Here is a 13,297-nt window from a genome sequence, read left to right as displayed (position 1 = left end):
ATGCTGTTCGGCATGGGCAGCCTGTCCCTGGGCGAACTGGCGGGCGAGCGCATGAAGGTTTCCCTGGAAGCCAACTCCCCTGAAGACGAACACGATTGCTTCAGCGACAACACCCACAACTCGCAGTTCTACGATGCCAAAGGCGTTCGTAACGTGTACCTGGGCGAATACACCCGCGTCGACGGCACCAAAATGACCGGCGCCAGCCTGTCGTCCCTGGTGGCCAAGGTTGACCCGGCGGCAGACACCGCACTGAAAGCCGATCTGGCCGCTACTGAAGCCAAGATGCAGGTGATCGTCGATCACGCCAACAAGGGTGAGCACTACGACCAACTGATCGCTGCCGGCAACACCGCTGGCAACCAGATCGTGCGCGACGCCATCGCTTCCCTGGTCAAACAGACCGGTTCGATCGAAGCCGCCGCTGGCAAACTGGGTATCAGCGACCTGAACCCGGACAACGCTGATCACGAATTCTGATCAACGCTGGCTGAACAAGAAGGCGACCCTCGGGTCGCCTTTTTCATTTCCCGGAGAACCGCTCACCCTGTGGAGCTGTCGAGTGAAACGAGGCTGCGATCTTTTTAGAGGCAAGATCAAAAGATCGCAGCCTGCGGCAGCTCCTACAAATCAAAGCAAACGATAATTCCTCTTATTCAAACTTGCCTGTCCTGTTAGACTTTGCGCCCTTGTTTTGCACGTCTTGCAGGATGTCTGATGCCCTCGCTGCCTCTTCGCTTGTCCGCACTGTTTCTGGCCCTGGGCCTGAGTGCCTGCGATGACGCCCCGCGTTTTACCGAAGCCGAACCCGGTGAAGCCCGCTCCGGCGGTAGCGCAACCGTGCGCAAGACCGATCAGAATTCATTCTCCCTGCCCTCCGCCAACCTGCCGCCCTCCCGGCGCGTGGACTTCAGCGTCGGCAACAGCTTTTTCCGTAACCCCTGGGTGATCGCCCCGTCGACAACCACTGCCCGCGATGGTCTCGGCCCCCTGTTCAACACCAACGCCTGCCAGGGCTGCCACATCAGGGACGGTCGCGGCCACCCGCCAGAGCTCGGCGATTCCAACGCTGTTTCGATGCTGGTGCGCCTGTCGATCCCCGATACCCCGGCCTATGCCAAGCTCATCGAGCAACAGGGCGTCGTGCCGGAGCCCGTCTACGGTGGGCAGTTCCAGGACATGGCCGTGCCCGGCGTCGCCCCTGAAGGCAAGGTGCGAGTCGATTACACGCCGGTGCCGATTCGCTTCAAGGACGGTACCGAGATCGAACTGCGCAAGCCGAGCCTGAACATCTCCCAGCTAAATTACGGCCCGATGCACCCAGACACCCGTTTCTCGGCTCGGGTTGCGCCGCCGATGATTGGCCTGGGTTTGCTCGAAGCGATCCCCGACGAGGCGATCCTGGCCAACGCCGAGGCGCAGGCCAAGGCGAATGACGGCATCGCCGGGCGCCCGAACCGTGTTTGGGATGACGTGCAGCAGAAAACCGTGCTCGGGCGTTTTGGCTGGAAGGCCGGTCAGCCGAATCTCAATCAACAAAATGTTCATGCGTTTTCCGGTGACATGGGCCTCACGACCAGCTTGAGACCATTTGATGACTGCACCGACGCACAAGCCGACTGCAAACAGGCACCCAATGGCAACGGCCCCGATGGCGAGCCGGAAGTCAGCGACAACATCCTGCGTCTGGTGCTGTTCTACACCCGCAACCTCGCCGTACCGGCGCGTCGTGACGTCAGCGCACCTGAAGTGCTGGCCGGCAAGAGTCTGTTTTACCAGGCAGGCTGTCAGTCCTGTCACACCCCCAAATACACCACCGTCGCCAACGCCGCCGAACCTGAACTGGCCAATCAAGTGATTCGCCCTTACAGCGATTTGCTGTTGCATGACATGGGCGACGGCCTGGCCGACAACCGCACTGAATTCCAGGCCAGTGGTCGCGACTGGCGCACGCCACCGTTGTGGGGCATTGGCTTGACTCAAGCCGTCAGTGGCCACACCCAGTTCTTGCACGACGGTCGCGCCCGCAATCTGCTCGAAGCCGTGCTGTGGCATGGCGGCGAAGCGCAAGCGGCGCAGCAACAGGTTTTGTCTTTCAATGCCGAGCAGCGCGCTGCGTTGCTGGCGTTTTTGAATTCCCTTTAATACGCATTCAATCTGCGGGAGCCCGACATGTTTCGTCCCAAGTTATTGTTCACCAGCCTTGCCGCGCTAGCGTTGGGCGCCTGTTCGCCACAAGACCCACAAGCGGTCACCTCGGCAGCCATCGCCAAATCGGTGATTCTGCCGACTTACACACGCTGGGTTGAAGCCGACCGCCAACTGGCTGTCAGCGCCCTCGCTTACTGCGAAGGCAAGCAAACCCTCGAAACCGCCCGCGCCGACTTCCTGCATGCACAAAAAGCCTGGGCCGAGCTGCAACCGCTGCTGATCGGACCGCTGGCCGAGGGCAACCGTGCCTGGCAAGTGCAGTTCTGGCCAGACAAGAAAAACCTGGTCGGCCGTCAGGTCGAGCAACTGATCACCGCACAACCGCAAATCGACGCAGCGGCATTGGCCAAGTCCAGCGTCGTGGTGCAAGGCCTGTCGGCCTACGAATACATCCTGTTCGACAGCAAGCCCGATGTGGCCAACGCAGCGCAAAAGGCCAAGTACTGCCCGCTGCTGATCGCCATTGGCGAGCGCCAGAAACAACTGGCTGAAGACATCCTGAAAAGCTGGAACAACACCGACGGCATGCTCGCGCAGATGAGCAAATTCCCGAACCAGCGCTACGCCGACTCCCATGAAGCGATTGCCGATCTGCTGCGTGTACAAGTCACCGCCCTCGATAGCCTGAAGAAAAAGCTCGGCACGCCAATGGGCCGTCAGACCAAGGGCGTTCCACAACCGTTCCAGGCCGATGCATGGCGCAGCCAGTCTTCCCTGGCCGGCCTTCAAGCCAGCCTCGCGGCAGCCAAAACCGTGTGGGAAGGTGTCGACAACAAAGGCCTGCGCAACTTGCTACCAAGCGACCAGAAGCCGTTGGCCGAGAAAATCGACGCAGCCTATGACGCGTCGTTGAAACTGTTCGCCGCCAACAAGCGCTCGCTGACTGAAATGCTCAATGACGACGCCGGTCGCCAACAACTCAACGAACTCTACGACAGCCTCAACGTCGTCCATCGCCTGCATGAAGGCGAATTGGCCAAGGCGCTGGGCATCCAACTGGGCTTCAACGCCAACGACGGTGACTGATGAGGGCGAGTGCCATGCTGCGACGCCAGGCTCTGACATTAGGCAGTTTGCTGCTCGGTGCGGTGACGCTGGGCGGCTGGAAGCTGTTCCGGCAAAAGGACCAAAGCCCGCTGCTGCTCTCGGCGAGGGACGACACTGACGGCAAGCATTACGCCGTCGGCTATCGTCTGGACGGCACCCGGGTGTTCGCCACCCAGGTCGGCCAGCGCTGCCACGACATCATCAACCACCCGACATTGTCGATCGCACTGTTCGTCGCCCGTCGGCCGGGTACCGAGAGCTACCTGATCGATTTGCGCGACGGGACATTGCTGCAAACGGTGACATCGCGACCGAACCGGCATTTTTATGGTCACGCGGTGATTCACCAGAGCGGCGACTGGCTGTACGCCACCGAAAACGACACCAGCGATCCGGGTCGCGGCCTGCTCGGTGTCTATAAATTCGAAGGTGAGCGACTGGTACACAGCGGTGAGATATCCACCCACGGTATTGGCCCGCATCAGGTGTCGTGGATGCCCGACGGCGAAACCCTGGTGGTTGCCAACGGTGGCATCCGCACGGAAGCCGAAAGCCGGGTCGAGATGAACCTCAATGCCATGGAGCCAAGCCTGGTCCTGATGCAACGCGACGGCACCCTGCTGAGCAAGGAAACCCTGGCCCAGCAAATGAACAGCGTGCGCCACCTCGGGATTGCCAGCGATGGCACCATCGTCGCCGGCCAGCAGTTCATGGGCGCGTCCCACGAGCAATCGGAACTGTTGGCGATCAAGCGCCCAAGCCAACCCTTCGTGGCGTTCCCGGTGCCCGAGCAACAATTGCAGGCCATGGGGCACTACACCGCCAGTGTCGCGGTACACAGCGACTTGCGGCTGGTGGCCTTGACCGCACCACGGGGCAACCGCTTTTTCATCTGGGACCTGGACAGCGGCGAAGTGCGCCTGGATGCGCCACTGCCCGATTGCGCCGGCGTTGGCGCGGTGGCCGACGGGTTTGTCGTGACCTCGGGCCAGGGTCGCTGCCGGTACTACGATTGCCGTCAGGCAAACTTGGTCGCAAAACCGCTAGAGCTACCCGCAGGGCTCTGGGACAACCATCTTCATCTGATGGCGTAGTCAACTCGGAAAATCGCCCGAACGCTCAGGTTACGTTCGGGCGACCTTTTCAAGCTTTCCCCCCTCTAACACGTATCAACCTGTAAAAACTGGCAGTTGGATTACCTTTACCAGTCGCGGTAATGTTCCCCACTGTCTCGCCTGATTTTCTCCAAGGAACTGGAAATATGCTGCGTCGCCGCATGCTGATCATGTTGGGTGTTGTCCTGTTGATCGTGCTGGTCCTGGCCGGGTACAAAGCCTTCTCCATCCACACGATGATCCAAGGCTTCTCCGCGCCAAAACCGCCCATCAGCGTCGCCGTGGCCACGGCAACCGAACGGCCATGGCAAGCACGCCTGCCTACGGTCGGCACGCTCAAGGCACTGCAAGGCGTAGACCTGAGCCTGGAAACCGACGGGACCGTCGTCGATGTCCAATTCGAATCAGGGCAGAAGGTCAAGGCGGGTCAACCGATTGTGCGGCTCGACAGCGCAGTGGAAAGTGCCCTGCTGGAAACCGCACTGGCTGACCTCGGGCTGGCTCAGGTGGACTACTCCCGCGGCAGCCAACTGGTGGGTAGCCAAGCCATCTCCAAAGGCGAGTTCGACCGACTTTCGGCAGTCCTCAAGAAGAGCAAGGCCACCGTCAATCAGCTCAAGGCTGCGCTGGGCAAAAAAAGCATTCTCGCTCCCTTCAGTGGCACCATCGGCATTCGTCAGGTGGACGTCGGCGACTACGTGGCCACCGGCACCATGATCGCCACCTTGCAGGACCTCAGCAGTCTCTATGTCGACTTTTACGTTCCCGAACAATCGGTGACGAAGATCGCCGTCGGCCAGCCGGTGCAGATCATTGTCGCGGCGTTTGCAACCGAAGTGTTCCCCGGCACCATCAGTGCGATCAACCCGAAAGTAGAGAACAGCACCCGCAACGTGCAGGTCCGCGCAACCCTGGCCAACCCCGACGGCAAGCTTTTGCCGGGGATGTTCGCCAGCCTGCAGGTGATCCTGCCCAATCCACAACCACGTATCGTCGTGCCGGAAAGCGCGGTTACCTACACGCTCTATGGCAATTCGGTCTATGTCGCCGCCCAGAAAAAGGCCGAAGACGGCAGTGTCGAAAAAGACGACAAGGGCCAACCGATCCTGATTGCCGAGCGACGTTTCGTCGAAACCGGCGAGCGTCGCGACGGATTGGTCATGATCACCAAAGGCGTGCAGAACGGCGACACGGTTGTCACGGCCGGCCAGATCAAACTGGACAACGGTGCACACATCGCCGTCAGCGACGACAAGACCCTGGCCGAAAAGAACAGCCAGCCTCGCGCTGACTGATCAAGGAACTCCCAATGGCATTTACTGACCCGTTCATCCGCCGCCCGGTGCTTGCCACCGTGGTCAGCCTGCTGATCGTGCTGCTGGGCTTTCAGGCCTGGAGCAAGTTGCCGCTGCGCCAATATCCGCAGATGGAAAACGCGCTGATCACGGTGACGACCGCCTACCCCGGAGCCAACGCCGAAACCATCCAGGGCTACATCACCCAGCCCATGCAGCAAAGCCTGGCCAGCGCCGAGGGTATTGACTACATGACGTCGGTCAGTCGGCAGAACTTCTCGGTGATCTCGATCTATGCGCGTATCGGCGCCAATAGCGACCGTCTGTTTACCGAACTGTTGGCCAAGGCCAACGAGGTCAAGAACCAGTTGCCCCAGGATGCCGAAGACCCGGTACTGAGCAAGGAAGCCGCCGACGCCTCGGCACTGATGTACATCAGCTTTTTCAGTAAGGAATTGAGCAATCCGCAGATCACCGATTACCTGTCACGGGTGATCCAGCCAAAACTGGCGACACTGCCGGGCATGGCCGATGCCGAGATTCTCGGCAATCAGGTATTCGCCATGCGCCTGTGGCTGGACCCGGTGAAACTGGCCGGCTTCGGCCTGAGTGCCAGCGACGTGACCAACGCGGTGCGCCAGTACAACTTTCTCTCGGCTGCCGGCGAGGTAAAAGGCGAGTACGTGGTGACCAGTATCAACGCCAGTACCGAACTTAAGTCCGCCGAAGCCTTTGCCGCGATTCCGCTCAAGGTCGATGGCGATAGCCGCATACTGCTGCGTGATGTCGCACGGGTGGAAATGGGGGCGGAAAACTACGACACCATCAGCTCCTTCGGTGGCACACCCTCGGTGTACATCGGCATCAAGGCCACGCCTGGCGCCAACCCGCTGGATGTGATCAAGGAAGTGCGCAAGATCATGCCGGACCTCGAGGCCCAGCTGCCGCCGAACCTCAAGGCCGAAATCGCCTACGACGCCACGCTGTTCATCCAGGCTTCGATCAACGAAGTGATCAAGACCCTGTTCGAAGCGGTACTGATTGTGATTGTGGTGGTGTTCCTGTTTCTCGGTGCACTGCGTTCGGTAGTGATCCCGGTGGTCACCATTCCCCTGTCGATGATCGGCGTGATGTTCTTCATGCAGACGATGGGCTACTCCATCAACCTGCTGACCTTGCTGGCGATGGTGTTGGCCATCGGCCTGGTGGTGGACGACGCCATCGTCGTGGTGGAAAACATCCACCGCCACATCGAAGAAGGCAAGACACCGCTGGACGCCGCCATCGAGGGCGCGAGGGAAATCGCGATGCCTGTGGTTTCGATGACCATCACCCTGGCTGCGGTGTATGCGCCGATCGGTTTCCTGACCGGCCTCACGGGGGCCTTGTTCAAGGAGTTTGCCCTGACCTTGGCCGGGGCGGTGGTGATCTCCGGTATCGTCGCCCTGACCCTGTCACCGATGATGTGCGCCTACTTGCTGCGCCACGATGAAAACCCCAGCGGCCTGGCGCACCGCCTTGACCTGATCTTCGAAAATCTCAAACGCCGCTATCAGAGCACGCTGCACGGCACGCTCAATACCCGGCCGGTGGTGCTGGTGTTCGCGGTGATCGTGCTGTGCCTGATTCCAGTGTTGCTCAAGTTCACCAAATCGGAACTGGCACCGGACGAGGACCAGGGCATCATTTTCATGATCGCCAACGCCCCGCAACCCACCAACCTCGATTACCTGAACACCTACACCGACGAATTCATCTCGATCTTCAAGGCTTTCCCCGAGTACTACTCGTCATTCCAGATCAACGGTTTCAACGGTGTGCAATCGGGTATCGGTGGCTTCCTGCTCAAACCCTGGAACGAACGTAGCCGGACTCAGATGCAGATCCTGCCCGATGTTCAGGCAAAACTGGAAAGCATCCCCGGGTTACAGATTTTCGGCTTCAACCTGCCTTCCCTGCCAGGCACCGGCGAGGGGCTGCCGTTTCAGTTCGTCATCAATACGGCCAACGACTATGAGCTCCTTTTGCAAGTAGTCGATCGAGTGAAAAAGCGCGCCATGGAGTCCGGCAAGTTCGCTTTCGTCGATGTCGATCTGGCCTTCGACAAACCGGAAGTCGTGGTGGATATCGATCGCGCCAAAGCGGCCCAGATGGGCGTATCGATGCAGGACCTGGGCGGAACACTCGCCACCCTGCTGGGAGAAGCGGAAATCAACCGCTTCACCATTGAAGGTCGCAGCTACAAAGTCATCGCACAGGTCGAACGACCGTTCCGGGATAACCCGGACTGGCTGAACAACTATTACGTGAAGAACGCCAAAGGCGAGTTGTTGGCCCTGTCGACCCTGATCAGCGTGAAGGATCGTGCGCGACCGCGACAACTGAACCAGTTTCAGCAACTCAATTCGGCGATCCTGTCTGGCGTACCGCTGGTCAGCATGGGGGAGGCTATCGATGCGGTGCGTCAGATCGCCCAGGAAGAAGCACCCGTGGGGTTCGCTATCGACTATGCAGGCGCATCGCGGCAATACGTGCAGGAAGGCAGCGCATTGTGGATGACCTTTGCCCTCGCTTTGGCAATCATCTTCCTGGTGCTGGCCGCGCAGTTCGAAAGCTTTCGAGACCCGCTGGTAATCCTGGTAACGGTGCCATTGTCGATCTGCGGGGCATTGATTCCGTTGTTCCTCGGCTGGTCGAGCATGAATATCTACACCCAGGTCGGGCTGGTGACGTTGATCGGGCTTATCAGCAAGCACGGCATCCTGATCGTCGAGTTTGCCAATCAGTTGCGCAAGGACAAGGGCCTGACGCCGCGTGAGGCCGTGGAGGAAGCGGCGTCCATTCGGCTACGACCGGTACTGATGACGACAGCCGCCATGGTGTTCGGCATGGTGCCGTTGATCATTGCCTCGGGGGCAGGCGCGGTGAGTCGATTCGACATCGGCACGGTGATCGCCACGGGGATGTCGATCGGTACCCTGTTTACGCTGTTTGTATTGCCGTGCGTGTACACGCTGCTGGCAAAACCCGATAAACCGAAACAACCCGCGTAACCCTGAAAGCAGTTCAACGAAAAAGGCCTCGCACACGCGAGGCCTTTTATCTGGACACTTCAAAGTTTTCAACTTTGTGGCTTCAATCCTTGAGAAAGCCCGAACATGAACAGCAATAACTCATTATCGGGCTTACTGGCCTGGGTGGTCTTGACGACCCGCGGCAATGGGCAATTTTCACCGCTCGCTGAGCTTAGAACTTGCGTGCGTGGCTGCTCCCACGCAGCCACTGCGAGTGAAGCGACTGCCAAGGCTCCTACCAAAAACAAACCTCGCGCAACTTCGAGTTTCATTGCGATAAACCCTTGATAGCGCTGCCAAACGCCGTCTCATAAAAATAGACCAGTTTCTTCCAGTCCGTAGGGCTGAACGACGAGTGGCGGCGCAGTTGTTTCATGTCATGGGCAGTCGCCTGGCGGGCACTCAGGCGCTGGCGGCACTTCTCCAGATTAATCAGGGCGGCCTCGACTCTGGAAGCTTCGTCAACGCCGATCAGCGCGTCACGCTCGCGCAGCACCGTGGGTCGGCCAAACGGGTGCAGCAAACTGGAATGAATATGCCCAGTCTGGCGTTTGAAGTAGAGCAGTTGATCATCGCTACCCATGACGCGCTGCACGCCACTTTCTCCACCACGGCGAACATTGGGCTCTTCTACCCATTCACCGCGCTGGTTCCAGAAATAGTCGAAGTGATCCTGGAAAAAGACATCCGATCCTGCCGCATACTGCACTGCCATCCGGTCACCTCTTGCGTAGTACGTAAACACGCGACATGGCATAGAGCGGTAAAAAGTCCAGACGTTCCTGAATTCGGAAACCTGCTTGTTCAAACTCCTGTTCTACAGTAGCAGCCGGTAACACAAATCGATTGTGATAGCCCACCCGCTCACGCGTCCGTTCGAGGCGCTTGCGTTTCCAGGCTTTGAAATTGCCATCCACCCACAGTGAAAGAATCACGCTGTCACGGGTGACGCGCTCGAATTCGCGCAAAATAGTCATTCGATGCTCGGATTCACCGATGTGATGGAGCAAGCGCATGCAGAAAATGCTGTCGACGGCGTTATCGGGTAATGCAATGTCGAATGCGGATGTCTGCAAGGGTTGTACCCGCTTCACCACATCGGCCGGTTGCGCCTTGGTGGCGATGTTCAACATCGACTCGGAATTGTCGGCACCGATGATGACGCGATTGGTTTTTTCCGCCAGCAACGGCCAGAACCGCCCTGCGCCGCAGGGTAAATCGAGGACCAGCCCGGGCTCACCGACCGAGGACAGTGCCTTTCGCGCCAATTGCTCGTCACGCCAGTGGGATAACTTGCGGCTCGTACCATCCTGATGCTTGTGCAGGTATTGCTGCGCGTGCTGGTCGTCGTATTTTTCGGAAAAATCCAATTTGATCGGGCCGGCCATCATTAGGTCTCCAGTACTTCTGATGGCCTACATTAGGTATCGCCTTGTCAGCGTCAGGTCATGCCTTTGTGAAAAAAATGTTATGTGAAAACCCCGGACGTTACAGGGTTTTACAAGGCAATAATGACAATGGATCGTGGTCAGATTCCGGTCGATCAACTCTTGACTGAAGTATTCAGTTCAACCTGAAACCGACAGCCGTTGGGCTCCATATTGGTCAGGCTGACGCTCCAGCTCTGGTTTTCACAAATGCGTTGCACCAGTGAAAGCCCCAGCCCCAGGCCTTCCCCGCGTTTCTCGCTACCACGCACGAAAGGTTGGAACATGGCCTCACGTTTATCTTCGGGAATACCCACACCACTGTCCTCGACCACAAAGCCGCTGTCCGTCAGGGAAAGTCGGATAAACCCTTGCTCGGTGTAATGCAGCGCGTTACGCAGCAGGTTGCCCATTACCGCATTCAGGAACGTGGCGTTGTATCGAATGCTCTGTGGATGACCCGGTTCAAAAATCAGCGTGAGGCCTTTGGCCTCGATCGGTGCCCGCCAAAGGCTGATCAACCCGTCAGCGACACCACTCAGTGTCTGCTGCGGTGACATACTCGCGTCTTCGCGTTGTGCGCGGGCCAACATCAGGAAGGTTTGCACCAGCTCGCGCATTTCTTCGCTGGCGCGAGAAATGCGCTCTACCTGAGCACGACCACGCTGATCAATGCCGGGATTTTCCAACAACAACTCGCAGGAACTGGCCAACACCATCAGCGGTGTTCGCAACTCATGGCTGACGTCACTGGTGAACAACCGCTCCCGGGTCAACGCCTTTCGCAGGCGACCCAGAGTCGCATCGAAGGCCACCGCAAGCTCACCCACTTCATCAGCGGCGTAGTCCGGCGCCAGGGGCGGCGCCAGGCTCAGCAACTGATCGCGGTGCCGGACTTGGCGGGCCAGTCGTACAACGGGGGCCATTACCTTGCGTGCCAGCACCCAGCCGAGGAAAACTGCGAGCGCCAGGCTGAGTACGAAACCCACTAGCACCACGGCGAAAAGCACCCGCTCGCGCTCTTCGAAATCGCTCTGGTCCTGTAACAGCACATAACGCCGTCCATCGACGATTTCAACCATTGCGTGGTACGACAGCTGGTCGCGGAATACTTCATGAAAACCGGAATCCAGATGCCGTAGATCCTTGGGCAGCTCGAAATCACCTCGCCCTCCGCTGAAGTAGAACAACTGGTCCGGCTCCGGCCGGTGGCTCCAGTCCGAAACACTGTCCATCAGCAACAGGCGCTGCAAATCGCCACCCAGGCCTGCAGAAATCAGTTTCTCTTCCACCAGGTGTACGGTAGCGACAATGCCCATGGCAAAGGCACCCGCGACCAGGGCACTCATCAGCGCAAAGGCAATGATGATCCGCTGGGCAAGGCTCTGCTTAAACTCCATCACGGCCCTCGGCCAAGCGATAACCCACGCCGTGTACCGTTTGCAGCAAAGGCTTGGCGAACGGTTTGTCGATTACCTGGCGCAATTGATGGACGTGGCTGCGCAAGCTGTCGCTGTCCGGGCAGTCATCGCCCCACAGCGCCTCTTCGAGTATTTCCCGACGCAATACGTGCGGGCTTTTTTGCATCAGGACCGCCAGCAGCTTGAGACCCACCGGGTTGAGCTTGAGCAAGCGCCCTTCGCGGGTGACTTCCAGCGTGTCGAGATCGTAGCTCAGGTCGCCGACTTGCAAGGTGCGGCGACCGCCACCCTGGGTACGACGCATGACCGCTTCGATCCGCGCCGCCAGCTCAGACAGGGCAAAAGGCTTGATCAGGTAATCGTCTGCACCGGACTTGAAGCCTTGCAGCCGATCGTCCAGTTGATCGCGAGCCGTCAGCATGATCACCGGGGTATCGCGACGGGCATCTTCGCGCAGCCGTTTGCACAGGGTATAGCCATCAATGCCAGGCAACATGATGTCGAGCACGATCAAGTCATAGTGCTCGGTGGCGGCCAGGTGCAAGCCCGACAAACCATCCTGTGCGCAATCCACGGTATAGCCTTTGAGCCCCAGGTAATCGGCCAGATTGGCCAAAATATCGCGGTTGTCTTCAACCAATAAAATTCGCATGGGCATCTTCTCCGTACACAGTAACGGCCGTCATGGCCCGCGCAGCTTAAGGCCAAGTTTGTCTCACGGCTAGGCTTGCGTGCTGTTGTCTGTGCACCGCAATGGCCGATTGAACGCTCAACGTTTTTTTTACTATCGGTTCACAGCTTGTAGACAGCATCGGGTTCAAACTGCGCGCGGCTGCGCATTCAAGAACATTTCACTGACCCGGGAATTGTCATGGTTTCTATCTCTGCACGCACTGCTTCTCGCCCACTGAACTTCTGGGTGTGCCTAGGTGTTCCCGCCGTTGCGGCAATCGGTTTGGCACTGCTCGAATTGACGAGCCTGGACATGGACCTGGCGAAACTCTTCTACGATCCGGCTGCTGGGGGCTTCATCGGTCGACACAGCTACTTTCTGGAAACGGTCCTGCATGACCGCGCCAAACAAGTGGTCATCTTGTTCTCGATTCTAGCCATACTCGGTTTCACTGGCTCGTTTTTCATGGACAGGCTCAAACCGTTCAAACGGGAACTGGGGTGTCTAGTGCTATCCCTGGGTTTGGCGACTTCTTTCGTCACGCCCATGAAAGCAGTTACCGCAGTGCAGTGCCCGTGGAGCCTTGAACAGTTTGGCGGCCACGAGACCTATAGCGAATTGTTGAGCCCCCGTCCGGTCACCGAAAAGCCTGGCCGGTGCTGGCCCGGTGGTCATGCGGCAACCGGATTTACGTTGTTTGCGTTGTTCTTCGTATTGCGTGACCGTCGTCCGCGCATGGCTCGTGCTGCGTTGGTGTTCGCCTTTGCGCTGGGTAGCGTGTTTTCCATCGGACGGATGATGCAGGGCGCGCACTTCTTCTCACACAACGTGTGGACGGCGGTTTTCTGCTGGCTGATTTGTCTGGGATCGTATTACTGGATTCTTTATCGGCCGGCCGGGAAGTTGGAGCATGCAGCCGAAGCCGATCCTGTCAGCGCCTGATGTGACCGTTTTCGCGGGCAAGCCTTAATGCCAGTCAGTTAAGCGATGAAGGTCTTTGTAGGAGCGAGCTTGCTCGCGAAAAACCTGTAGAC

At 58.6% G+C, this 13,297-nt stretch carries 12 protein-coding genes; 7 read left to right on the top strand and 5 right to left on the bottom strand.

What is annotated here, in order from left to right; translation table 11 throughout:
• From ACRESJ_RS14845 to ACRESJ_RS14820, 6 genes are all read left to right on the top strand, one after another.
• Positions 1-480 (top strand): imelysin family protein (locus tag ACRESJ_RS14845; protein ID WP_431758563.1); only part of this gene is annotated, 480 nt, incomplete at its 5' end.
• Positions 481-717: 237 nt separating this feature from the next.
• Positions 718-2,145, top strand: a complete 1,428-nt coding sequence (locus ACRESJ_RS14840) for a di-heme oxidoredictase family protein (RefSeq protein ID WP_431758562.1) — start codon at positions 718-720, stop codon at positions 2,143-2,145.
• A 27-nt stretch (positions 2,146-2,172) separates the two neighbouring features.
• Positions 2,173-3,237 carry an imelysin family protein gene (locus tag ACRESJ_RS14835; protein WP_431758561.1) on the top strand — a complete coding sequence of 355 codons (1,065 nt, stop codon included), beginning with the start codon at positions 2,173-2,175 and terminating at the stop codon, positions 3,235-3,237.
• Between the two features lie 14 nt (positions 3,238-3,251).
• Entirely contained in the window at positions 3,252-4,352 is a 1,101-nt protein-coding gene (locus tag ACRESJ_RS14830) for a DUF1513 domain-containing protein (RefSeq protein ID WP_431758560.1), read from the top strand.
• A gap of 167 nt (positions 4,353-4,519) precedes the next feature.
• Positions 4,520-5,668, top strand: coding sequence for an efflux RND transporter periplasmic adaptor subunit (locus ACRESJ_RS14825; RefSeq protein WP_431758559.1), 1,149 nt, complete (start codon positions 4,520-4,522; stop codon positions 5,666-5,668).
• Positions 5,669-5,682: 14 nt separating this feature from the next.
• Positions 5,683-8,721, top strand: coding sequence for a multidrug efflux RND transporter permease subunit (locus ACRESJ_RS14820; protein WP_431758558.1), 3,039 nt, complete (start codon positions 5,683-5,685; stop codon positions 8,719-8,721).
• 68 nt (positions 8,722-8,789) lie between these two features.
• Here ACRESJ_RS14820 and ACRESJ_RS14815 read toward each other — a convergent pair whose 3' ends face one another.
• The 5 genes from ACRESJ_RS14815 to colR all read right to left on the bottom strand — a co-directional run bounded on the left by ACRESJ_RS14815 (position 8,790) and on the right by colR (position 12,242).
• Positions 8,790-9,014: a hypothetical protein gene (locus ACRESJ_RS14815; RefSeq protein ID WP_431758557.1), complete on the bottom strand. Its 225-nt coding sequence runs from the start codon at positions 9,012-9,014 to the stop codon at positions 8,790-8,792.
• Positions 9,011-9,457, bottom strand: a complete 447-nt coding sequence (locus ACRESJ_RS14810) for a lipopolysaccharide kinase InaA family protein (RefSeq protein ID WP_431758556.1) — start codon at positions 9,455-9,457, stop codon at positions 9,011-9,013. The genes ACRESJ_RS14815 and ACRESJ_RS14810 overlap by 4 nt, the downstream gene beginning before the upstream one ends.
• Positions 9,458-9,461: 4 nt before the next feature.
• A complete protein-coding gene (locus ACRESJ_RS14805) occupies positions 9,462-10,130 on the bottom strand; it encodes a class I SAM-dependent methyltransferase (protein WP_431758555.1) in 669 nt (222 codons plus the stop codon).
• Positions 10,131-10,285: 155 nt separating this feature from the next.
• Positions 10,286-11,569 (bottom strand): sensor histidine kinase, encoded by a 1,284-nt coding sequence (locus ACRESJ_RS14800; protein WP_431758554.1) that lies wholly within the window; start codon positions 11,567-11,569, stop codon positions 10,286-10,288.
• Positions 11,559-12,242 carry a two-component system response regulator ColR gene (gene colR / locus ACRESJ_RS14795; protein ID WP_020799911.1) on the bottom strand — a complete coding sequence of 228 codons (684 nt, stop codon included), beginning with the start codon at positions 12,240-12,242 and terminating at the stop codon, positions 11,559-11,561. The genes ACRESJ_RS14800 and colR overlap by 11 nt, the downstream gene beginning before the upstream one ends.
• A 219-nt stretch (positions 12,243-12,461) precedes the next feature.
• Here colR and ACRESJ_RS14790 point away from each other — a divergent pair, with 219 nt between their 5' ends.
• Positions 12,462-13,205, top strand: coding sequence for a phosphatase PAP2 family protein (locus tag ACRESJ_RS14790; RefSeq protein WP_431758553.1), 744 nt, complete (start codon positions 12,462-12,464; stop codon positions 13,203-13,205).
• The last annotated feature ends 92 nt before the right edge of the window (positions 13,206-13,297 follow it).

Source organism: Pseudomonas sp. (assembly GCF_050739655.1).
In the GTDB taxonomy this organism is placed as follows: Bacteria; Pseudomonadota; Gammaproteobacteria; order Pseudomonadales; family Pseudomonadaceae; genus Aquipseudomonas.
Note: the sequence above shows the minus strand (reverse complement) of the source record. Positions and strands in the feature narration are given on the sequence as shown.